The following is a 21,592-nucleotide window of genomic DNA, read 5'->3' as shown; positions in this document are numbered from 1 at the left end:
GGAGTAGCTTGGCGATCATGAAGCACTCCTCTCGCCGGTCTGCGGCAGAAAGAGCCACTCCTCACATTTTGTCACACGCAGAATGTGTGCGGCATAGCGGGCATTGCTTTTGAACTGCGCATTCCCGGCGCACGGTGGACGGATGCCGGGGCGTCTTCTCACTCAGTTCTCACCCTGTGGGCCGGCCCTCTGCCCGCGAGATCGAGATCCGCCAGGTCGAGGGGGCCGGTGGCGTCGGCGGCAGGATGGCCGTCCAGACCCCTGTCGCGGTCGCCGGAGTGCTCGTCCACCCCGGCGACATCCTGGTGGCCGACGACGACGGAGCCGTGATCGTCCCGGCCGCCCGCTGGGACGAGGTCGCGGAGCTCGCCCGTCGTGTCGACCGCGTCGAGGACGACACCGTCCGGGCCGTCCGCGCCGGGGCCGCACTCGCCGCGGCCCGCGCCGCGCACGGCCACCACGCGCTGCAGACCCGGAAGGACCCCTCGTGACCGGCAACGACCTCGCCCGCGACCACTCCAGCGCGACCCTGTCGGAGGCCTCCGGGCTCTCCGTCGCGCTGTCCCCGGAGATCCGTTCGCTGTGGGCCGGAGCCCGGCTGTGCGGATCGGCGTTCACCGTGCAGGGCGCCGGCGGCGACAACCTCGCCCTGCACCACGCCGTCCTCCGGGCCCCGTCCGGCTCCGTCCTGGTCGCCGACCTCGGCGGCGCCCGCTTCGGCCACTGGGGGCGAGATCCTCACGGCGGCCGCCGCTGGTCGCCGCCGCCGTCACCGGCGACGCAGGGCTTCCCTGGTGTGCGCCGACGTCCAGCTCGCCGCGTACGGCGGTCGAACGACTTCTGCACAGCCTGGATCGTGGCTCAAGGGGAAGCGGTTGTCATCGTTGGCGTGGTCGACTCCTACGCCCCGAAAGGCGGGAGCGTAGAGATCGCGATGGCTCAGCGAAGGAGAAGCTCTGGCCCTGTCCCCTCTCCCCGCTCCCCGCTTGGGGCGGGACGCGGCTTTCTGTGATGACCCGCTCTGTGCGCCGGACCCGGCGGACGCCGCAGGGTCAGCGGCGCAGTCCCAGGGCTTCGGTGCCCGCGTAGCGGGCCTGGGGGCCCAGGTTCTGTTCGATGCGGACGAGTTGGTTGTACTTGGCGGTGCGGTCGGCGCGGGAGAGGGAGCCGGTCTTGATCTGGCCGCAGCCGGTGGCGACGGCGAGGTCGGCGATGGTGGTGTCCTCGGTCTCGCCGGAGCGGTGGGACATGACGACCGTGTAGCCGGCGCGGTGGGCGGTGGCGACGGTGGCCAGGGTCTCGGTGAGGGTGCCGATCTGGTTGACCTTCACCAGGACGGAGTTGGCGATGCCGTCGCGGATGCCGGCCCGCAGCAGGGTCTCGTTGGTACAGAAGACGTCGTCGCCGGTGAGCTGGCAGCGGTCGCCGAGCCGAGCGGTCAGGTCGCGCCAGCCGGCGTGGTCGTCCTCGGCCATCGGGTCCTCGATCGATGCGACGGGGTAGCGGTCGACGAGGTCGGTCAGGTAGCCGGCGTGTTCGGCGGGGGTGCGGCGGACGCCCTCGCCCGTGTAGTCGTACACCCCGTCGCGGAAGAACTCCGAGCTGGCCGGGTCCATGACGAGGGTGATGTCGGTGCCGGGCTTGTAGCCGGTCTGCTCGATGGCCCGTACGACGAAGTCGAGGGCCTCCTCGGCGGTGCGCAGGTCGGGGGCGAAGCCGCCCTCGTCGCCGACGTTGACGCTGTGGCCGGCGGCGAGCAGGTCGCCGCGCAGGGTGTGGAAGACCTCGGAGCCCATCCGGACGGCCTCGGCGAACGTGGCCGCGCCGATCGGGGCGATCATGAACTCCTGGAAGTCGAGCGGGTTGTCGGCGTGGGCGCCACCGTTGACGATGTTCATCATCGGCACGGGGAGGAGCCGGGCGTCGACCCCGCCGATGTAGCGGTAGAGCGGGAGGCGGTGGGCGGCGGCCGCGGCCTTGGCGGTGGCCAGGGAGACGCCGAGCAGGGCGTTGGCGCCGAGCCGGGCCTTGGTGTCGGTGCCGTCCAGCTCGATCATCGTGCGGTCGACGGTCGCCTGGTCCTCCGCGTCGAGGCCGACGACGGCGTCCGCGACGCTCTCGTTCACGGCGTCGACCGCGCGCAGCACCCCCTTGCCGTGGAAGCGGGCCGGGTCGCCGTCGCGGAGTTCCACGGCCTCCCTGGCTCCGGTGGAGGCCCCCGACGGCACGGCGGCCCGGCCGAGCGAACCGTCCCTGAGCTCGACGTCGACCTCGACCGTGGGGTTGCCCCGGCTGTCGATGATCTCCCGTGCGACGACCCGGCTGATGGCGGTCACGGTGCAACTCCTCACGCTGGGCCGACGGCTCTCGTCGCCGGCGGGCGGTAAGTTTCAAACTGAAACAAAGTGAGTCCCGAAAGGGAACTTACTATGGGCGCATGAGGATGCACAACGCCGACGAGACCTGTGGCATCGCGCAGGCCGCGCTGGTCCTGGGGGACTGGTGGAACGTACTGGTGCTGCGGGAGGTCGCCCGCGGGCATGTCCGTTTCGACGCGCTGGCCGCCGAGATCGGCCTGTCGCGGAAAGTGCTCACCGAGCGGCTCGGCGGACTGGTCGCCCAGGGGGTGCTGCGGCGCAGCCTCTACCAGCGGCGGCCGGTGCGTTACGAGTACTTGTTCACCGATGCCGGGGCGGCGCTGCTGCCGGTGCTCGTCGCCATGCAGGACTGGGGCGACCGGTGGGCGCTCGGCGACGGCACCCTCACCGCGACGGCGGCGGAGGACGGCGCCGAGCATGCCCGGGTGCACGCGCTCGTCGGCACCCGCCTGCCCGACGCCCTCGAACTCCCGGGCACGCCGGGGGACGTCCCTCTCACCTCGCCGGACGCCACCGCGACCGTGCTGTTCACCTACCCCGGCACAGGGGTCGAGTGGGGCCCGGTCCCGGGATCCGTCGGCTGCGCGCCGGAGCACGGGCTCTTCCGGGACGCCTGGCCCGACTTCCGCCGGGCGGGCGTGGACGTGCGCGGGATCAGCACCCAAACGGCCCACGAACAGGCCGAGTTCGCGCGGGCCGAGGGCATTCCGTACCCGCTGCTCTCCGACGCGGACCACCGGCTGGCGGCGGCCCTGCGACTGCCGGTCTTCCGCGGTACCGGCAGGCTGCGGCACAAGCGCCTGATCCTGGTCGTCGACGCCGGACGGACCGTACGGCACACCCTGTTCCCGGTCACCGACATCCCGCACGCCGTCGAGGAGAGCCTGCGCCTGGCCATGGACTGTGCCCGCGCCTCGCGATCGTCCACCGAAGCCCGATGAAAGAGAATCCAGTGAAGGAGACCGCGCACAGTGAGTGATCCGACCGCATCCCCTCGGACCGTCCACCACCTCTTCTCCTACGGCACCCTGCAACAGCCCGATGTACAGCTCTCCCGGTTCGGTCGCCTGCTCGACGGCCGCCCGGACGCCCTGCCGGGCCACTGTGTGACGACGATTCGGATCACCGACCTCGCGGTGGTCCGGGCCAGTGGTACCGACCGTCACCCCTTGGTCGTGCCCTCGTCGGACCCGGAGGACGCCGTCGAGGGGCAGGTTTTCGCGATCAGTGACGCCGAACTGGCCGCGGCCGACACCTACGAGGCTGACCACCACGCCCGTGTGGAGGTGACCCTGCGGTCGGGAAGCAGGGCGTGGGTGTTTCTGGACCGTGCGGCCAACGGCAGCGACGAGCCCGTGAACGTGCGCGAGTGGCTGCGCGGTTTGGAAGTGTTCGCGGGGCCGCTGGCGGACTTCGACCCGGCCGGTGCCCCGGTCGAACCGGTCGAACTGTTCCTCGACTGGCTACGGGAGGCGGTCGCGGCGGGTGTGCCCGACGCGCACGCGATGACTCTCTCGACGATCGGGGAGGACGGCGGCCCGGACGCCCGGGTGCTCATTCTCAAGAACGTGGACGGGGAGGGGTGGCAGTTCGCGGTACACGCCGGCAGCCCCAAGGGCCGTCAGCTGACCGAGCGGTCACGCGCGGCCCTCACCTTCTACTGGCCTCCCCTTGGACGGCAGGTTCGGGTGCGTGGCAGTGCCGAGCCCGCGTCTCCCGAGCAGAGCGTCGCCGATCTGCTGGCCCGAGCGCCGTCGGCCCGCGCCGAGGTCCTTCTGGGGCGCCAGAGCGCACACCTGGAAAGCCCCGAAGAGCGCGAAGGCGCCTTCCGCGCGGCACTGACCCGGATCGAGGGGGAACCCGACCTGGTCAGCCCCGAGTGGACCCTTTACACCCTCGTCCCCGTCCAGATCGAGTTCTGGCAGGCAGACAAGGGCCGCCTCCACAACCGGCTGCGCTACGAACGTCCCGACCGCCACAGCGTGTGGGAGCGCCACATGCTGTGGCCGTAGCCGCCGGTGGATTTCAGAGCCCCAGGACGAGTTCGGCGCTCCGGGACCGTGAGCAGCAGATGGCGATCCGGGTGCTCGCGGCCCGTTCCTCGTCCGTCTGTACCTCGTCGCGGTGGTCGGGTTCCCGGCCGGCCGGGGCGAAGCGTTCGAGGCGGAGTCGGTCGGGCTGCCAGCCTGCGGCCTTCGCCGTGTCGGTGACGTGGCGCATGAACCGTCGGGTCCGCAGATGTGGACGAGCGCCGACGGTCCCGGGTTGCTGAGCTCGGCCGGCAGCGCGGTGCGGATGCTGTCGCCCTCGTCGCCCTCGTCGCTCCGGTGCGGAGGGACGCGATCGGTGACGGCCGAGTCCCGGATGTGTTCCGGCAGTGGTGCCTCGGCCGCCGCGGCGGCGTATACACCGCGTAACGATGCGTACCGATGCGTGCCGCCGTACGCGCCGGACGCAGTCGAGCTGACGCTGCCGGCCCCCGAAGGCCGCCGTCGGCCGGTCCTCCTCGCCGACGTGTACGGCTTGTCCGACGGGGAACGGGCCGCGCTTTCGGCAGCCGCGGCGGCGCGTCTGCGCTCGCTGGTCGAGTGGATGCATGCCGAGGCGGAGGCAGGGCATCCGGCCTTCGCCGGTCACATCGCCGACCGACACGGCCGCCGATCCCTGACGGACGCCCGGTGGATCGAGACCACCTTCCTGCTGGATGCCGACAGCCGGTGACGCTCACTGGCCGCTCTGCTGCGGGCCTGCGCCCGGTTCCTCCTGGTAGGAGTAGCGCTGGGTCTTCCAGGGGTCGGCGAGGTTGTGGTAACCGCGTTCCTCCCAGAAGCCGCGCCGGTCGGCGGTCATGTACTCGATGCCGCGCAGCCACTTGGGGCCCTTGTAGCCGAAGAGGTGGGGGACGACCAGGCGCAGGGGGAAGCCGTGTTCGGCGGTGAGGGGTTCGCCGTTGTGGTGGGTGGCCATCAGGGTGTGGGGCGAGGTGAAGTCGGCGAGCCGCAGGTTGGCCGAGTAGCCGTACTCGGCCCAGGCCATGACGTGGGTGACCCCCGGTGCCGGCGGGACCAGTTCCAGGACGGTGGTGGCGGGGATGCCGTACCACTCGTGCCCGGTGGAGGTGGGGCCGCTCGCGCAGTGCAGGTCGGCGACGACGGTGGTGCGGGGCAGGTCGGCGAGGTCGTCGAAGGCCCACTCGTGGGTGTCGCCGGAGGCGGTGGCGCCGAAGACGCGCAGGTTCCAGCGCTCGGGGCGGAACCGGGGAACGGGGCCGTAGTGGGAGACGGGCCAGCCCTGCACGAAGCGCTGTCCGGGCGGGATGCGGTCGGGGGCCTCGGGCTTGGGGGAACGCTCATCGGCCACGCTCGGCAACCCCGCTCTCTTCGTCTCGTCGTGTGGGCCTGCTTTCCCGTGCAGGGTAAGCGTTCACTCCTCGTGACGCCGAGGCCGGTCGCGTCACGGGGAGTCGCGTCCGGCACCGGCACGTCCTGCCGGTGGAGCCGTCCGCGGCGATGCGCGCCCAGCGCCCGGCGCACCTGGCGCCCGCCATCGACGGCGTGGCCGAGCACCTGCCCTTCGACGACGACTCGGTGACGCCGCCATGGCGATGGTGACCGTGCACCAGTGGCCGGACGTCGTGGCCGGTCTGCGCGAGCTGCGGCGCGTCGCCCGCGGCCCGGTGGTCGTGCTGACCTTCGACGGCGACGAACTGGCCCGGCTCTGGCCGAGGGACTCCGCCCCCGGACTCCGCCCCCGGACTCCGCCCCCGGACTCCGCGGCGCCGAGGCCGCCCGCTACCCGGCCATCGACCTCCTCACCGGCACGCTCGGCCCCGGCCACGCAGGTGCGTCCGGTGCCGATCCCCATCGACTGCGTGGACGGCTTCACCGAGGCGTACCACGCCCGCCCGGAGTCCTTCCTCGAACCCGCCGTGCGCCGGGCCCGGTCCGCCTGGACCTTCCTCGAACCCGGTGCCGAGGAGTGTGCGGTCGATAAGGCTCGCCGCCGACCTCGCCTCCGGTGCGTGGGACGAACGGTACGGGCACCTGCGGACCCGGCCGGAGTTCCACGGAGCGGCTCGGCCGGTCGTCAGCCCCTGAACCTCACACCCCGGCCGGGACGGACGTGAACGGCCCGTGCCACAGCGGCAACCCCGCGTGCGGCGGGCGGTAAAGCGACGGCGCCAGCGTGGTCGCCATGACCGTCCTCGCCACCGCAGCCGCGCCACCCGCCTCCTGCCGCGACCTGCCGTGGGCGGTCGCCCGCGAACGCGCCCACGCGGCCTCGGTCCCCCTGCCCGCCCGGCAGGTTCCCCTGGCGCGGGCCGCAGGGCTGACGCTGGCCGACGTGCTGCGCACCCCGCAGCCGATGCCGGGGTTCGACACGGCCGCCATGGACGGCTACGCGGTCGGCCCCGGGGCCGGGCCCTGGCGGGTGCGCGGTGTGGTGCGCGCGGGCGATGCCTGGACCGGCGGTCCGCTGGACGCGGGCGAGGCGGTCGAGATCTCGACGGGTGCACCCGTTCCGGCGGGGGCGCGGGTGGTGATGCCACTGGAACGGACCGACCGCTCCGGCACGCTCGTGCGGGGACCGGCCCTGGCCGACGGCGAGCACATCCGCCGCGCCGGGGAAGACGCTCCCGCCGGTGCGCCCCTGGCGCCGGCCGGCACCCGCATCGGCCCCGCCCTGCTCGGCCTGGCCGCCGCCTCCGGCCACGACACCCTTCCGGTACGGCCCCGCCCCCGCGTACGGGTCCTGGTCACCGGCGACGAACTGACCCACACCGGCCGCCCCGCCCCCGGCCGGGTACGCGACGCCCTCGGCCCGCTCCTCCCGCCCCTCGTCCAGGCGATGGGCGGCGAGATCACCGACGTACAGCACATACCGGACCGGCCCGCCGGAGCCCTGGCCGCCGCCGTGCGCGGCACGTCCTACTGCGGTGCGGACGTGACGGTGGTGACCGGTTCCACCTCCGTCGGCGCCACCGACCAGCTGCGGATGCTGCTGGCCGACGCGGACGCCCGCTGGGTGGCCGACGCTGTCGCCTGCCGACCCGGGCACCCACAGCTCCTGGCCCAACTCCCGGACGGACACTGCGTCGTGGGCCTGCCCGGCAACCCGTACGCCGCGCTGGTCGCCGCCCACACCCTGCTCGCCCCCCTCCTGGCCGGCTTCACCGCACGGCCTCTGCCCACCCTGCCCCGCATCCCGCTCACCGGCGACATCCGCAGCGCACCCGGCCGCACCCGTCTGATCCCGGTCACCTGGGACGGCACCACCGCTCACCCGGCCGGCGGCCACCGCCCCGCCTTCCTGCACGGCGCGGCCCTCGCCGACGCCCTCGCCGCCGTGGCACCCGAATGGCGGCAAGGAGACCCCGCACCCCTGATCCTCCTCACCGCGTAACCCGAGACGGACAAGGAGGCCGCCGTCCGTACCGTCATGGTCAACCGCCTCGCCGCCCGCAACCACCAGGAGGGCACCGGCGGCCCCTTCGTCGCCCTCGTCGTGGAGACCCAGACCGGCCGCATCCGATCTGCGGGCGTCAACCTCGTCCTGGCCTCCGGGCTCTCCCTCGCCAGGTCGGCCACGGCAGCTGGGACCCCCATGCGGGAGGACTGGATCGAACCGTTCGGCCAGCGCGGCATCGAGATCCTCACCGACGTCCTCCGGAACGAAGCCGTCGACGCCCTGCGGGCCCACGGCGAACGCCCGGACATCGTGGTCCACAACGCACGCGGACGCGGCTCGATCAACGCCCCGGCCTGATCAGGGCAGCTTCGGAGCCCCTCGGGCAAAGTCCAATCTGATTGACTTGGATGTTCAGCAGAACGTACTTTCGTCGCATGGCACATGATGAACCCACCCGTGCGGCACGCCTGCTGGACGCCCAGGCCAAGGCCGGGCGGCTCTTCGCGGAGATCGAGGCACGCGGCCTGGTCGCGCCCGGCGAGGGCGAGCGGGCGGTCAGCGACCGGGTGCGCGACCTGGCGAACGAACTCTTCGGCACCACCCGCCACTGGCACAAGCGGATCGTGCGCTCCGGCCCGCACACCCTGGCCCCGTACCGGGAGAACCCGCCGGACCGCGTCATCACCGCGGACGACATCGTGTTCGCCGACTTCGGGCCCATCTTCGAGGAGTACGAGGCCGACTTCGGCCGCACCTTCGTCCTCGGCGACGACCCCGACAAGCACCGGCTCCGCGCCGACCTGCCGAGGATCTTCGACGCAGGCAAGCGGTACTTCGCCGAGTACGGCGACATCACCGGGAAGCAGCTGTACACCGAGGTGGAGCGGCTGGCCGCCGAGGCGGGCTGGGAGCTGGGCGGCTGGCACGCCGGACACCTCGTCGGCGAGTTCCCGCACGAGACGATCGACGGCGCCGACACGGAGTCGTACATCACCCCCGCCAACGACACCCCGCTGCGCCGCACGGACAAGTCCGGCCGCACCTGCCACTGGATCCTGGAGATCCACCTCGTCCACCGGGAGCGGGAGTTCGGCGGGTTCTACGAGGAACTGCTCACCCTCTGACGTCGCACGAACAGGCCCGCCGCCCGCTGGTAGCCACCCATACTTGATCCATGGGGACTGTGGCGGCGCTGTACCGGTATCCGGTGAAGTCCATGCTGGGCGAGGCCGTGATCGCGGTGGCGGTCACGGAAGGCGGACTCTCCGGGGACCGGGTCTACGCCGTACTCGACGGGACGGGCGCCGTGGGCAGCGCCAAGCACCCGCGCAAGTGGGGTGCGCTGTTGCGCTGCCGCAGCCGCCTGGACGAGTCGGGCGTGGTCCGGGTCGTGCTGCCGGACGGCACCGCCCTCCCGGTGGAAGACCCCGAACTGGACGCGCAGCTCTCCAGGCTCCTGGGCCGGCAGGTGTCCCTCTCGGCCGTCGTACCGGAACACAGCCGACTGGAGCGCGCCGTGCCCGAGTACGAGGGCGGGGTCCCCGAGGCCGTGCGGGCGTCGGCTTCCGTCGACGCCACCGGTGCGAGCATCACGACGGGCGGCATCGCCCCGGGGACGTTCTTCGACTTCGGCCGGGTTCATCTCGTCACCACGGCGTCGCTGGCCCGGATGCGGGAGGTGTATCCCCCCGGGGACTTCGACGCGCGCCGCTTCCGGCCGAACCTCGTCGTGGACACCGACGGCGGGCCGGGTTTCCCCGAGGACGCCTGGCTGGGATCACGGCTGCGCGTGGGTGAGGCGTTGTTCAGGGTCGTGGTGCCCACGCCCCGCTGCGTGGTCCCCACGCTCGGCCACGACGAGTTGCCGGCGGATCCCGGCATCATGCGGGCGGTGGCCCGCGACCACCGCGTCCCCGTGTTCGACCTGGGCCGCCTCTCGTGTCTCGGCGTGTACCTGGACGTGCTGGAAGCGGGAAAGGTCCGGGTGGGCGACCCGATCACGCCGGGGCGCTGCGGGTGAGGCGGGGCGATCGTCATCGGCCGGGACAACGGAGGCGTCGAGCAGCGCCGTACTCCTTCGATCGGGATCGATGTGATCAGAATGGATCATCTGCCCAAGGCTCCACGGTGACTGGTGCTGCTACTGAAAAACGAGCGCGACGACGGGGAGCTGCCCGGCGGGCGCTTGGAAAACGGCAGTCACGGGGGCATCTGACGGTCGCATCCGGTGGCCGCGAGGGAGCGTGGAGGCCCTCGTCGGCCGGTTGCTCAGAGCCAGTCCCTCCGTTTGAAGATGAAGTACAGGCTGGTGCATACGACCGCCATCAGGACGATCGCGAAGGGGTAGCCCCACACCCAGTGCAACTCCGGCATCGCCCAGAAGCCCATGCCGTAGATCGTGCCGACGCCAGTGGCCGGCTCATCTGGCGGAACGGGGCCGACTACCGTCGTTCGGTGACGAGGTCGGCGTTCATGTTGTGCGCGGTCGCCACCACCTCGACGCCGGAATTCGGGATGTTGTCGAGGTCGTGGCATCCGCCGTAGCACTCGCTGGCAAAAGACGGCGACGACGAAAGAATGAGCGCCGAGGCCAAAGTGGCAAACGTGGCCATTGCCCTGACAGTCATTGAGTGCGACATCCTACCCCCGACCTTCCAGATTTAGCAGGTCCATGATTCATGGTTGTGGTATGTGTGTTGCGCCTGGCGAAGATGCCTTTGGAGCGACTGTTCGCGGAATTTCGAATCGGATTTTCGTCGATTCTCCGCCATGATTTCCAACTTCCCCCGCAGTCGCGGTCCTCACGCTAAGAGGGGAGGGGTGTATCCGCTCTCCACGGCATGGCGGAAGAGCGGCGAGGTGCGGATCCAGGCGTAGTCGTGCGCGGTCACCAAGTTCATCCGATCCACTGTGCCTGATGCCCTTGGCAACGTCTGGTGCAAACCGGTTCTCGCAGCTGGAGACGGTCCTCGGGGTGCACCGAGTCGTCAGCGGCATGATCTTGTCGGGAGCTCTTCGGCCACGGTAGGGACGCTGGGCGCATGGGCATCCGACGGGGCCCCACGAGTTCGCTTCCCCGTATATGCGCGCGGCCGTGATTCCTGCCCGAACTGGCTGATGCGGCCGTCCTTCCAGATGGCGGCGAGCCGGACCAGCTCGCGGTGGGTATGTCGGTCGAGGTCAAGGCCGGACAGTTTCTCTATCCGGTTGATGCGGTACAGCAGGGTGTTGCGGTGGACGGGTAGGGCGGAGGCTGTCGCCGCCCGGTCGAACACGTTGGCGGCGAGGCATGTCAAAGTCGCCGACAACACCCCTGAGTCGTCCTGGTCTTCCAGGCGGCCGAAGACCCTTTCCAGGATGCGCTCGGCCAGCCGGGGGGAATTCGTGAGGAACATCTCGGCGAGGAAATCCTCCGGGTGGATCTGGCCCTGATGTCCCGATCTCGCCGCGAGCGTGACCAGGTCATGCAGCTCGCTGACGGCTTCCGCGAGACTTTCCTGTCTGGTCGGGGGATACGTGGCGAGGCTGACCGGGTGGCCGTCCAGAAAGGTGCGCCAGTCGAAGTCCGGGCCGGTGAGTCCGGCGACGCGACGTCCTTCGGCGTGAGCGAGAGCCCCCGTGGCGCGCAACCGGGCCGCCAGGTAGGAGTGCGAGGCGGCCGAACCACCGACTATCGCCAACACGAACGGGCTGTAGAACTCGGCGAACCTGAACCCCAGCCGGTCGGCCCGGTCGTGATCCTCGATCGTGGCCGGCGAGCGGTCGCAGATCCGGACGAACAGCGTGCCCGCCCGGTAGTTGTCGCTGGAGGACAGCAGCTCTCGGTGGTCGTCGAAGGCCCGCTTGATCGTTCTTGAGGCAATGTCCAGAAACGCCCACAGAACATCCATGTGCGGCGGAAGGCAGCCCCAGTCCTCGGCCGGCACCGACCTCAGCAGGACTTCCCACAGGGCTCGTGCCGTCGCGGAACAGACACGGAAGGCGTCCTCGGCCGCCAGCCCGCTCCCGGCGACGGCGCGGGCGGCCTCGTACAACTCGGACAGCGTGTACTGGCCGGGTTGGATTCCGCTCGCCATCCAGTGGCTGATCAGTTCGACGCTCCGGCGGATCATGTCCTCCCAGGAGCCCGCCTGGCAGGTGTCGTCGCCAAGGCGGCCGGCCGGGGCTGTCGGGAACACAGGTGCCACCTGACGGGCGACCATGTCCGCGTCAAGGCACTGGATGATGCGGCGGACCCGGCGGGAGGTTGAGGACTCGGCAACGGGGCGGGACAGGTCGTGCACGCTGTTCCTCTCCAGAAGTCGGCTGTGTCGCCGTTTACGTGATCGCGGGCAAATCTAAGGAGCCAAGCAGGTACCGCTATAGAACGGTCCTGCTCCGCTTCGCCGGTAATTGCTCCCGCCCGGATCTTCACGCCCCCGGGCCTGACCGCGGCATCGGACGGTGGTGGCTCACTCGGTCGGCGTCGGCTCGCGGAACACAGCAGGCGGATGGCACATACGCCGTGGGAGGCGCTCGATGCCGCGGACCGGAAAGCTCCCCCCCACGCCGCCCGGAAGCGCGTGCCGCATCGGAGAGGCGCCGTCCCTCGACGGTCCGGACCTGCCGCTCGCCGCCGCTCACCGGGTCGCCGAAACGATCTCGACTGCGCCGGCCGCTCCCGGTCGGATACGGGTCTTCCTGGCCAAGGAAACGGATGGCTTGAAGGGGACGTCGTATCAGTAGGTCTCCTGCCCGCAGCACCGCGAGTTGGCCGGCGGGCTCGGCGCGTGGAGCGTTCTGCGAGATCAGATGGTTGCTCCTGCCGTCCTCAAGCATTCGTCCGGGATGACGAGCCTCAGCATGGCCGGGCCACCTGTGGGGGGTGGCACAACGATGTGGCCCGCAATGGTGCAGGCACACAACCTGGCCGGATGGCGGCCGACGAGGGCACCACCGTCCGGTCCCCGCCGGTGCTTCGGCTGCAGGCCGGTCAGGCCTCCGGTCCGGGCAGAGGGCTGTGCGGGTGCCCAAAGCCGCCGCCAGATCCTGGGCCTGCCCACAACGGCCGCGCTGCCAGGATGACGTCCATGAAAGCTTCACCAGCCTTTGTCCGCTGTGCGAGGCACGTGGTCGGCATCACCGGCCCGGAAGCACTTGGTCGAGCGGTAGCGGCCGGGACATCGCAGTCGTCATGCCCTGCTGCCGCGGCATCTGCTCGGGCGCGGCCGGCACACAGCCGGTCCGCGAGAACCGGGACACCGGGACCGGCATCGGTGAGTTCACGGCCCAACCCACCATGGTGATCCGTGGGCCTGGCAGTCCGCCGATCACCATGGGCCACCCCTTCGACGGCATGTTCGCGGAACCTCTGGTCGGCAGCGGGCTCGGGTCGGCCGACCCGTCGATCGGCGGCGCGGGGGTGAGGGGACCGGGCCGATGCTCTTTACGAGCGATTTCCACCACGCGTTCGGAACGTCCCGGAGACAGGCCGCGGGCTGCGTGCGGCCGCTACGACGCGCCGACGCCCGGATCCCGTCCGGGGCGGCCTGGCGAGCCACACCACGCTGCCACCGCACACCCGGCCTGCGCGCAGCAGCCTGCCCGGCCGCGGGCCGCGCGGCCGTCAGCACCGGCCAGGCTCGGACCAACTGACGCCCCCTCATCTCAGGCTCACGACGATCCCGCCTGCCGTCGGCGCCCGGCGCTCTCCCGTCGAGGCCGACGGCGGGCCGACCACGTTCCCCATCACCAGGAGGAGATCGATCGATGCTGCAGGGCTACACCGTCCCGCTGTCCCCGCGCGGAGTCGCGAACCTCGCACCGAAACCGCCGTGGCACTACGCCGGCACCGTCGTCGGGGCCGAGTTCTGGACCGACCCCGCGGCTGCCGCGGCCGCCCTTCCCGAGGGCCTGACCCCCGACCCGTCGTCCAACGGGCACGGCACCGTCCTGTTCATCGACTGGCAGTACTCCGGGTCGCAGGACGAGTACCTGGACCCCGTCCGCAGTCAGTACCGTGAATTCTTCGTGCTGCTCGATGCCCACTGGCAGGGCACCGAGGTCTCCTGGTGCCCGTACATCTATGTCGACAACGACCACGCCCTGGCCCGCGGCTGGATCCAGGGCTTTCCGAAGAAGATCGGCAGCGTTCACCAGACCAGGACGTTCACCGTGCCCAACCAGGCCGCCCCCGTGCTCGGGCCCGGCGGCAGGTTCGCCGCGACGGTCTCCACCGCCGGGTACCGCCTGGCCAACATGCTGGTGACCCTCACCGAACCCGTGGCCGACCCGAGAGCGCTGGTCGGCCGACCCACGGTGAATCTGCGGCATTTCCCGCAACTGGCCGCGGAGCAGCAGGACAAGCCCGCCGTCCACGAACTGGTCATGGCCCTGTTCGACGACCCGAGAGTCGCACACGCGTGGACGGGCACCAGTGAACTTGAGTTCCCCGACGTCCCGGGCGAGGAACTGCACGACCTGGCGCCGGTCCGGACCGGCGCAGGGTTCCGATTCGAACTTTCGTACACGGTGACCGACCTGCGCACTCTCGAATGAGTACCTGATGCCCTGCCGGGTCCTGGCGTTCGAACTGCTCGGCCGCCGACCCCGCAGGGGACGACGACCGTGGTCATCGGCAGCGACGGCTGGGACAGCGCCCGCGAGGTCACGCGGGTAGGCATCGGCGGCTCCACGGCGCGTCCCGCCAGGTCATCGGGCGGTGCGCGTGGCACGGCGGCGAGTCCGTTCGAACAGAGTCCCATGCGTCCGGGACGGATTGGCGTGCCACAGGCCGGTGCGGGCAACGTTCCGGGCGCCGGCACCACCCGCGGGGTTGTCCGCCGGACGGTGCCCGGCAGCAACGGCTTACTATTTCTCGACGAAGCCGGACAGCCGGGCAACGCGCGTGGACAGAGAGCATGTGGTGCGCGAGTTCGAGAAGGACGAGCAGTCCGACCATGAGACAACCGGTCGAAGGCCACTGGCGTGCGCACCCCTGCTGGCCACGTCGTCACGATGGCTGTGGGCCGGGGAGTTCGAGGTGGACCAGTTCGGCTCCTTCGCGGCCGACGATGTGACGACCATGCCACGGGATCACATCGTCGTCACCACTTCCCGGGAGCTCTCCCCGCACGTGCGACAGCACCGCTGCGGAGAAGCGACCGAAGGGCCCTCCATACCGGGAGACTCGATCGTCGTCCCCCGGGGCGAGGTGACATCGTGGGACGGCCTGCTTCCCTCCCATGTGCGCTTCGCCCTGCCTCCTTCACTGATCGACACGGCGGCCGCCGAGGTGTACCGGACCCGGCCGGGACGGGTGACCATCACGAACGTGATGCGCGCCGCGGACCCGGTGCTCGCCGGTCTCGGGGAACTGGCGGTTGCCGAACTGCGCACCCCCGACCACCCGGCACAGCGGCTGATGGTGGAATCCCTGGCGACAGCGATGGCGGCGCACCTGCTGCGCGGCTACACAGGTCTCGACGAGCCGCGTACCTCCGGGCCCGGTCTGAGCCCGCGCGGTGTCCACCGCGCGCTCGAGTACATACGCGAGAACCCGGCAGCGGCCCTGTCACTGGACGACCTGGCCATCGTCGCCGGCCTGAGCCGGCACCACTTCGCCCGCGCGTTCCGCGACGCGACCGGCCAGACGCCGGTCCGATACGTCGAACGCGTCCGCATCGACCACGCCGCCCGCCTGCTTCGTTCCACCGAGCTGCCACTGGCCGAGGTCGCGGCCGCCGTCGGCTACAGCGACCAGAGCCACTTCACCCGACGGTTCCGCGTCCATACCGGGATGACACCGGGCCAGTACCGCAGGAAGGAGCGATGACCGAGGCCGGTGTGCCGGAGGCAACGGTGGTCCCGAACGAGCACACGGTGCCGTCGTACATCTCCAGCGTGCCGCATCCGGGGCTGCACCGGACCCCGCCCTGCCCATCCCCACGCCAAGCCTGAGCAGCACAAAATCCGGTCACACACCCGGTTTCGAGTACACCCGCTCCTGGCCGACCGCGGGAGTGCGAATCCAACGGCCCTGTCTCGCTTTCGATGGTGACGGAGCGTGCTGTTGTCCGAGGAGGACGCGGTGCCGGAGCAGGGTGAAGCCTGCTCGTCCGTGCATCTGGCGTGCGATCCGTTTGGCCCTGGTGCTGACGCCGTCGGTGGGGCCGTTGCTGTACGGAAGCGTGAGTCCGGCGATCACGGCGTCGATGTCCCGGTCCAGGCCCCGGGTGAAGGCATGCAGATGGGGCAGGTCGGCTGCTCGGACTTGGGGGTGTACCTATGACTTCGGCCAAGGGGCAATCGGGGTTGGCGGTTGGCAGAAGGTGCCCCGTCGCGGAGCATCGCGAAGAGCACGTCGGCTCGGCGGCGGGCCAGGCAACGGATCACCGCCCGTCGTGCATCGGTACGTCCGCGACGCTTCGCCAGTGACAGCCGTGCACGCTTTCCGACGAGGCCCCGCACACCGGGCAGACCGCGGTGTCCAGCGGAGACCGTGCCCGCACGACGATCCGCTCACCTTCGTCGACCACATCCTCGACGACCAGCGGGGACAGGCCCGAAATGACCGTCTGCACGGGCTCGTTGACGTCCTTCACGCGAGCGTCAACGACCCATCGCGACGCTCCGTACCACCGAAGGCGAGACAGGGTCGTCAAATTGACACACCCTGACCCGGGCCGGGGGTTTCGTGTGTCGTGGTGAGGCTGTCCTGCCGACGGGTTCGCAGCGCCGGGACGGTGATGGCCTTGACGGCAGCGGCGATCGGGATCGCCATCAGTGCGCCGATGAGTCCGAGTAGCGTGCCGCCGATGAGCGCCGCGAGCAGCACGGCGAGGGCCGACATCTGGACCGCGTTGCGCAACACCCTCGGTGAGATGAGGTAGTTCTCCAGTTGCTGGTAGACGACGAAGAACAGTGCGACGACGATGGTGTTCGGCCACAGGTCGGTGGTGGCAAGGGCGGCGACGATGCAGCCCACGGCGCCAAGTGTCGCCCCGATCATCGGGAGCAGGTCGGTCAGCGCGACGAAGACCGCCAGCGGAACCGCGAACGGCACTTGTAGGGCAGTCAGGGCGATGAACGTGGCGATTCCGGCGATCGCCGAGATGGCGAAATTTCCGATCATGTATGAGCCGACCTTGTCGGCGACGACGGCAACGGCGTCGTCGGCCTTGCGGCGGTGCCGTTGCGGGAAGGCGGCGACCAGCCCCTTCCGTATCCGGGGCAGGTCGAGCATGAAATAGATGGTCAGTACGCCCACGAGCAGGGCCGAGGAGATGGCGCCCATCGCCTGCTGCCCATACGTCCAGGCGTTGTGTCCGGCTCGATCGAGCATCGTCCTGGCCCATGCCGTGATGTGCTCCAGCAGGTGGAAGCGGTCGTCCAGCCGGGTGAGGGCCGGCGACTTCCTGCGCAGATGCGCCAGGTAGCCGGGGAAGTCGGAGGTGAGGCCCTTGCCCTGGCTCAGCAGCGGGGGGAGAAACGCCCACAGGAGCAGAGCGGTCAGGACGAGCGCCGTGAGGAAGATGATGGCGACCGCGTGCCCGCGTCGGGCTCCGCGCCCGACCATCCAACGTACCGGCGGATCCAGGCTGACGGCGAGGAACAGCCCGATGACTGCCTGGATCAGTACCGAACGCACGCTGTACAGCGTCATGGCGGCCACGGCAACCGCCGCGACGCCCCCTGCCGCTGCGACGGCCCAGCCGAACACGGTCAGCCGTGACACCGGCGCCCGGCCGGCCCTTTGACCGTTCTGATCGCCGCCGGCCGGTGCCTCGGATATTCGTCGGCCGTCTGTCTGCATGTGAACCCCTCTCAGCCCACGTCGAAACCCCACGGCCCGAACGGCGCGGTATCGAGCACCTTGCTGGTTCGTGCCCGGGAGCGGACTCGTTCCTCACGACGATGCCGGTACGCCCGGTCGGGCGGCCGGCGCCGAGTCCGGCGCCGTAGTCTCGGTCGAAGAACTCGACGAACATGACGTTGTCGCGCTCTTTGCGCTATCAGTGCGGAAACTCATCCTCGGCGGCCGTTCCTGCGCGCTCCGTCATCGGCATCTCGATGCCCGGAGGACGGCCGCAGCACGTGCTACGAGAAACCGGCGATCTCAGCAGGTCGAGTGACGTGCGACGCTGAACGTCAAGCTGAGACGCTGTTCGCGGCCATCGACCACCACGTGATGGGGCCGCCATGGTCTGTGCCCCCGAACCCATCGGTGATCTCGGGCTGACCGACCACCACGGCGTTCTGGTGTTGAGCAATGCCTCGACCGAGCCGTCTGCGTCGAAGTCGGCCAAGTCGCCACCGACCTGACGCGACTTGGCCGAGCGGAGTCGACTTCGCTGAACAGGTGTTGAGCCACACGTCCACCGAACCGTGGTCGCTGAGCGGGTATTGGTCATCACTCTTGTAGCCGGCGGGCTGCGGTCTGTGTCTACGGACAGAGCTCAGGCAAACCGTGTGCTGACCCGGATCCGGTGTGCCAGGCCGAGTTGCATGGCACCGAGCATGATCAACCAGAGCCCGGCCAGCAGCGACAGTGTCAGCAACGACAACCCCGGCCAGCTCAGCAATGTCAGGCCGGCCATGACGTTGAGCAGGCCGATGAAGATGCTCCACCCCCGACCGGGCAGGCCGGAATGGTCGAGGGCCGCGAAGACAGCGGTGAACCCGTCCACCATCCAGTAGATGCCGAGCAGCAGACCCAGTGCGAGCACAGTGATCAGGACGTGCCGGATCGCGTACAGGCCGAGCAGCAGGCTGACCACGCCCAGAACCGCTGTCAGGGTGCGCGCGATGCCCGTGTCCTGCACGCTGGCCGATCCCACCAGGCGGAACACACCGGTGGTGACCAGCTGGACGCCGAAGACCACCGCGAGCACGATCAGCGTGGGGCCGGGCCAGGCCACCGCGACGGCGCCGGTGACGATCGAGATCAGGCCGTACAGCAGATGCCATATCCAGGAACCGCCCAAGCGGGCGACGGGGCTCTTGTTCACGCTGCGGAACCTACTGGCACTGCCGCTGGGCGGTCTCCCGAAAAATGTCCGGCTCCTTGTGCCCAGGCACAAGGAGACGGCGCGGTCAATCGCGCTGGCAGGCGAGCATCCGGAGGAAACCCGTCTCCAGGCCTGACCCGCACCGGACGCCGATCACGGTGCCGGAGCAGATCCCGTGGCGGGTGCCGGCCGGAGCACCGCGCGAAAGGGTCGAGGAAGCCGTTCTCGCGGGCTCTGAGGGGGAGGCGGATGACTGCTTGCTGCTCAGGAGGTGGTGTCCGGGCTGGATGAGCGCACCGCACTGTTCGGCACCGCTCCGCTGAACGTCGGACGGATCGTCGGCCACCAGGTCCTGCGGGCGCGAGCGTGGCTCGGTCCCGCGTGCTTTTCCTCGCACCGCTGGTCATGGCGGCGGTTGTGTCGGTCTCGGGCCGGCCGGACCGGAGCCTGGTTGCCACTCGGCAGCGCAAGCGCGGGCCGACCGGCTACGACGAGTGGCTGATCAGCGTCTTGATCGCCAGGACACCGATGGGGTCGTCACGCTGCTCTGTTCGTGTCCGGCGGTGCACTCCTCACGCTCGGTGCGGGCGTCGGTCTGAACCTGCTGCCCGCCTCGTTGGTGGGGCGCGTCGGCGGCGCGCTCACCGAAAGTCAGGATGAGCGACTCCTTGGTCCGGCTCGCCTGCCCGGACATCGCCCGGGGCCTGTGATCTCGCTCGGGCGTTCGCCGACCTGGTCCGTCACCGGCGCGGGCACCTGTTGCCGGAGTGGATCCGGCAGGCCGAGCAGGACGCGCCGAAGCCGATGAAGGGCTTCGCGGGCTTCCTCCGCCAGGATCTCGACGCTGTGACCGCCGGGCTGACTCTGCCCTGGAGCTCCGGGGTCGTCGAAGGGCATGTGAACCGGGTGAAAACGCTCAAGCGAGCCATGTACGGCCGAGCCTCGTTCGCCCTCCTCCGGACCCGGATTCTCACCCAGCAACGAGGGCTGCGACTCACGCTCGCCTCATGCGCCGAGCCTGGTGGCAAAGGCCGCTATCAGGGTGTCCGCCCTCAGCAGCAGTTCAGGGTTGGAAGTTCCCGCCACGCGGACAGAAACCTCATCACCGCCCACGGCCTTGGCAAGGTGAACTTCAAGGTGATGGTCCGATCCGATGAGTGGATAGCTGTACCAACGATCCGGGTGCTCATCATCGGTGGCCTCAAGGCCGAGTTCGACCGCCTGCCAGTCGGTGCCATCGAAGCCATAGCCGGCGTAACGCGCCAGGAGAGCCAAGAAGGGCTGGACGCTATCGTTCCAGATCCAGCCCTCTACCGCGCGTTCCCGGTCGCTCTCCGCCATCCGGCCAGAGTGCCACATACGGCACGTTCGCTCCCTGCCATATGTCCGTTCACGGAACTGCGGCCAGAGCCTTGAACGGGGACCTGAGCGTAGCGCGAGGGACTAGAGCCAGTCCCGTCGCTTGAAAATCACGTACAGACTGGCGCACACAACCCCCATCAAGCCGATCGCGAAGGGGTATCCGAACCCCCAGTGCAGCTCGGGCATCTCTCTGAAGTTCATGCCGTAGATAGTGCCGACGAGTGTAGGAGCGAACAGAATCGCCGCCCAAGACGAGATCTTCTTGATCTCCTCGTTCTGTTCGAAGCCCGCCTCTGCCAATGCCCGCATTTCCGCGTTCTGTTGCTGGGTGACCAGGGTCGCGTTGACCGTGAGGATCTCCGTGAGGGCCTGGCGGAAGCCGTCCACGCGTTCGCTGATGTGGGTGACGTGGTCGGCTACGTCGCGGAGGTAGCGCTGGAGCTCCTCGTCGGTCTCGTACTTGGTGAAGCCCGCCATCAGGCCGTGCAGCATGCCGACGAGCGGGCGGGTCGCGCGCTGGAACTCGACCATCTCGCGGGAGAGTTCGTAGATACGGCGGGACACCGACGGGTCGCCGCGGAAGACCTCCGTCTCGATCTCGTCGATGTCGTTCTGGACGCCCTCGACGACCGGGGCGTAGCCGTCGACCACTGCGTCGAGTATCGCGTAGAGGACCGCCTCCGGGCCGAGCTTGAGAAGGTCGGGGGAGTCCTCCATGCGGCGGCGGACCGCCGAGAGGTCCGGGGCCGCGCCGTGCCGGACCGTGATCACGAAGTCGGGGCCGACGAACACGTGCAGCTCGGCGAAGTCGACCTCCTCCGGCGCGTCCAGGTAACGGGCGGCCCGCAGGACCACGAAGAGCGTGTCGCCGTACCGTTCCAGCTTCGGACGCTGGTGTGCCTCCATCGCGTCCTCGACCGCGAGCGGATGCAGGTCGAACTCGGAGGCCAGGGAGAGGAGTTCGTCCGAGGTCGGACGGGCCAGGCCGATCCACGCCATGCCCGAGGGCGTGTCGCGCAGCTCGCGGTACGTCTCCGCGAGGGTCGACGGTGTCGACACCCGCACTCCGTCGCTGTACAGCGCCGCCTCCACGATGCTCGGCGGCTCGGCCGGCTCCGCGGCCGACGCGGACCCGGGCGCGGGCGGCCCGGCCGTCTCGTCGTGCTCCGACGGCAGGGCCCGGCGCCAGACGGACCTTCTGGCGCCCCGGCCGTTCCTGCCGTTGCCGGAGTTCTTCGAGGCCGGGCTGGGGCGTCGCTCGGACATCGCGGCCGCCTCTCGGTGGAGCCTGCATCGGCGTGAACGGGGAGATCCGTGTGATCCGCGTGGTCCAGGCGATCGCGCGTGATCGATGAGTCTCGGAGCAGGATATACGGGGCATACGGGCCCGGCGGCGGGAATCCGGGACGGGATTCGGTGAGAGATGCGGACAGGATCTGTCCGCATTCGGCGTTA

At 70.0% G+C, this 21,592-nt stretch carries 22 protein-coding genes and 3 pseudogenes; 13 read left to right on the top strand and 12 right to left on the bottom strand.

Annotated elements, in window-relative coordinates; all coding sequences use genetic code 11:
* Nucleotides 1–176: 176 nt before the first annotated feature.
* Complete coding sequence (locus IEZ11_RS34695) at nt 177–491, top strand: RraA family protein (RefSeq protein ID WP_189266942.1); 315 nt, start codon at nt 177–179, stop codon at nt 489–491.
* Nucleotides 488–1,012, top strand: a complete 525-nt coding sequence (locus IEZ11_RS34690) for an RraA family protein (RefSeq protein WP_189266941.1) — start codon at nt 488–490, stop codon at nt 1,010–1,012. Before IEZ11_RS34695 ends, IEZ11_RS34690 begins: the two co-directional genes overlap by 4 nt.
* Nucleotides 1,013–1,052: 40 nt before the next feature.
* On the opposite strand, the gene eno is transcribed toward IEZ11_RS34690, so the two are convergent.
* Complete coding sequence (eno, locus tag IEZ11_RS34685; RefSeq protein WP_189266940.1) at nt 1,053–2,336, bottom strand: phosphopyruvate hydratase; 1,284 nt, start codon at nt 2,334–2,336, stop codon at nt 1,053–1,055.
* Between the two features lie 101 nt (nt 2,337–2,437).
* Between eno and IEZ11_RS34680 the strand changes: the two genes are divergently transcribed.
* Together IEZ11_RS34680 and IEZ11_RS52070 are read left to right on the top strand one after the other, a co-directional pair.
* Nucleotides 2,438–3,319, top strand: coding sequence for a winged helix-turn-helix transcriptional regulator (locus IEZ11_RS34680; protein WP_189266939.1), 882 nt, complete (start codon nt 2,438–2,440; stop codon nt 3,317–3,319).
* A gap of 30 nt (nt 3,320–3,349) precedes the next feature.
* Nucleotides 3,350–4,390, top strand: coding sequence for a pyridoxal 5'-phosphate synthase (locus IEZ11_RS52070; RefSeq protein WP_189266938.1), 1,041 nt, complete (start codon nt 3,350–3,352; stop codon nt 4,388–4,390).
* A 13-nt stretch (nt 4,391–4,403) separates the two neighbouring features.
* On the opposite strand, the gene IEZ11_RS34670 is transcribed toward IEZ11_RS52070, so the two are convergent.
* A complete protein-coding gene (locus tag IEZ11_RS34670) occupies nt 4,404–4,598 on the bottom strand; it encodes a hypothetical protein (protein WP_189266937.1) in 195 nt (64 codons plus the stop codon).
* 213 nt (nt 4,599–4,811) lie between these two features.
* Between IEZ11_RS34670 and IEZ11_RS34665 the strand changes: the two genes are divergently transcribed.
* On the top strand, nt 4,812–5,099 hold the full coding sequence (locus IEZ11_RS34665) for a hypothetical protein (RefSeq protein WP_189266936.1): 288 nt from the start codon (nt 4,812–4,814) through the stop codon (nt 5,097–5,099).
* A gap of 3 nt (nt 5,100–5,102) precedes the next feature.
* Here the strand turns inward: IEZ11_RS34665 and IEZ11_RS34660 are convergent, their stop codons facing one another.
* Complete coding sequence (locus IEZ11_RS34660) at nt 5,103–5,738, bottom strand: molybdopterin-dependent oxidoreductase (RefSeq protein WP_229713534.1); 636 nt, start codon at nt 5,736–5,738, stop codon at nt 5,103–5,105.
* 238 nt (nt 5,739–5,976) lie between these two features.
* Between IEZ11_RS34660 and IEZ11_RS34655 the strand changes: the two genes are divergently transcribed.
* The 5 genes from IEZ11_RS34655 to IEZ11_RS34635 all read left to right on the top strand — a co-directional run bounded on the left by IEZ11_RS34655 (nt 5,977) and on the right by IEZ11_RS34635 (nt 9,807).
* Nucleotides 5,977–6,504, top strand: coding sequence for a hypothetical protein (locus IEZ11_RS34655; RefSeq protein ID WP_189266934.1), 528 nt, complete (start codon nt 5,977–5,979; stop codon nt 6,502–6,504).
* 68 nt (nt 6,505–6,572) lie between these two features.
* Entirely contained in the window at nt 6,573–7,781 is a 1,209-nt protein-coding gene (locus IEZ11_RS34650) for a molybdopterin molybdotransferase MoeA (protein ID WP_189266933.1), read from the top strand.
* Nucleotides 7,782–7,817: 36 nt separating this feature from the next.
* Complete coding sequence (locus IEZ11_RS34645) at nt 7,818–8,144, top strand: hypothetical protein (protein ID WP_189266932.1); 327 nt, start codon at nt 7,818–7,820, stop codon at nt 8,142–8,144.
* A gap of 77 nt (nt 8,145–8,221) precedes the next feature.
* Nucleotides 8,222–8,911 (top strand): M24 family metallopeptidase, encoded by a 690-nt coding sequence (locus tag IEZ11_RS34640; RefSeq protein WP_189266931.1) that lies wholly within the window; start codon nt 8,222–8,224, stop codon nt 8,909–8,911.
* Between the two features lie 50 nt (nt 8,912–8,961).
* Nucleotides 8,962–9,807, top strand: a complete 846-nt coding sequence (locus IEZ11_RS34635) for an MOSC domain-containing protein (protein ID WP_189266930.1) — start codon at nt 8,962–8,964, stop codon at nt 9,805–9,807.
* Nucleotides 9,808–10,055: 248 nt separating this feature from the next.
* Here IEZ11_RS34635 and IEZ11_RS51315 read toward each other — a convergent pair.
* From IEZ11_RS51315 to IEZ11_RS34625, 3 genes and pseudogenes are all read right to left on the bottom strand, one after another.
* A pseudogene (locus IEZ11_RS51315) lies at nt 10,056–10,199 on the bottom strand (CorA family divalent cation transporter); the annotation flags it as partial.
* A gap of 29 nt (nt 10,200–10,228) precedes the next feature.
* Nucleotides 10,229–10,399: a hypothetical protein gene (locus IEZ11_RS51310; protein ID WP_229713550.1), complete on the bottom strand. Its 171-nt coding sequence runs from the start codon at nt 10,397–10,399 to the stop codon at nt 10,229–10,231.
* 375 nt (nt 10,400–10,774) lie between these two features.
* The gene (locus IEZ11_RS34625) at nt 10,775–12,070 is read right to left on the bottom strand and encodes a PucR family transcriptional regulator (protein ID WP_189266928.1); all 1,296 of its coding nucleotides are present in this window, start codon (nt 12,068–12,070) and stop codon (nt 10,775–10,777) included.
* 1,465 nt (nt 12,071–13,535) lie between these two features.
* On the opposite strand from IEZ11_RS34625, the gene IEZ11_RS34620 reads away from it, so the two are divergent.
* Together IEZ11_RS34620 and IEZ11_RS34615 are read left to right on the top strand one after the other, a co-directional pair.
* Entirely contained in the window at nt 13,536–14,324 is a 789-nt protein-coding gene (locus IEZ11_RS34620; protein ID WP_189266927.1) for an acetoacetate decarboxylase family protein, read from the top strand.
* A gap of 349 nt (nt 14,325–14,673) precedes the next feature.
* A complete protein-coding gene (locus IEZ11_RS34615; protein ID WP_189266926.1) occupies nt 14,674–15,600 on the top strand; it encodes a helix-turn-helix domain-containing protein in 927 nt (308 codons plus the stop codon).
* Between the two features lie 240 nt (nt 15,601–15,840).
* Here IEZ11_RS34615 and IEZ11_RS34610 read toward each other — a convergent pair.
* From IEZ11_RS34610 to IEZ11_RS34595, 4 genes and pseudogenes are all read right to left on the bottom strand, one after another.
* Nucleotides 15,841–16,041: pseudogene (locus IEZ11_RS34610) on the bottom strand (ISL3 family transposase); the annotation flags it as partial.
* Nucleotides 16,042–16,156: 115 nt separating this feature from the next.
* A complete protein-coding gene (locus IEZ11_RS34605) occupies nt 16,157–16,369 on the bottom strand; it encodes a hypothetical protein (protein ID WP_373295013.1) in 213 nt (70 codons plus the stop codon).
* Nucleotides 16,370–16,425: 56 nt separating this feature from the next.
* Complete coding sequence (locus tag IEZ11_RS34600) at nt 16,426–17,580, bottom strand: AI-2E family transporter (RefSeq protein ID WP_268239943.1); 1,155 nt, start codon at nt 17,578–17,580, stop codon at nt 16,426–16,428.
* Nucleotides 17,581–18,223: 643 nt separating this feature from the next.
* The gene (locus IEZ11_RS34595) at nt 18,224–18,775 is read right to left on the bottom strand and encodes an HdeD family acid-resistance protein (protein WP_189266924.1); all 552 of its coding nucleotides are present in this window, start codon (nt 18,773–18,775) and stop codon (nt 18,224–18,226) included.
* 732 nt (nt 18,776–19,507) lie between these two features.
* Here IEZ11_RS34595 and IEZ11_RS34590 point away from each other — a divergent pair.
* Nucleotides 19,508–19,750 (top strand): annotated as a pseudogene (locus IEZ11_RS34590) (transposase); the annotation flags it as partial.
* A 30-nt stretch (nt 19,751–19,780) separates the two neighbouring features.
* Here the strand turns inward: IEZ11_RS34590 and IEZ11_RS34585 are convergent.
* Nucleotides 19,781–20,116 carry a hypothetical protein gene (locus IEZ11_RS34585; protein WP_189266923.1) on the bottom strand — a complete coding sequence of 112 codons (336 nt, stop codon included), beginning with the start codon at nt 20,114–20,116 and terminating at the stop codon, nt 19,781–19,783.
* 102 nt (nt 20,117–20,218) lie between these two features.
* Entirely contained in the window at nt 20,219–21,403 is a 1,185-nt protein-coding gene (locus IEZ11_RS34580; protein WP_189266922.1) for a magnesium and cobalt transport protein CorA, read from the bottom strand.
* Nucleotides 21,404–21,592 lie beyond the last annotated feature (189 nt).

This window comes from Streptomyces fuscichromogenes, assembly GCF_014645815.1.
Taxonomy (GTDB): Bacteria; Actinomycetota; Actinomycetes; order Streptomycetales; family Streptomycetaceae; genus Streptomyces; species Streptomyces fuscichromogenes.
The sequence above is the reverse complement of the archived record's forward strand: the minus strand, read 5'-3'. Positions and strand labels throughout refer to the sequence as shown.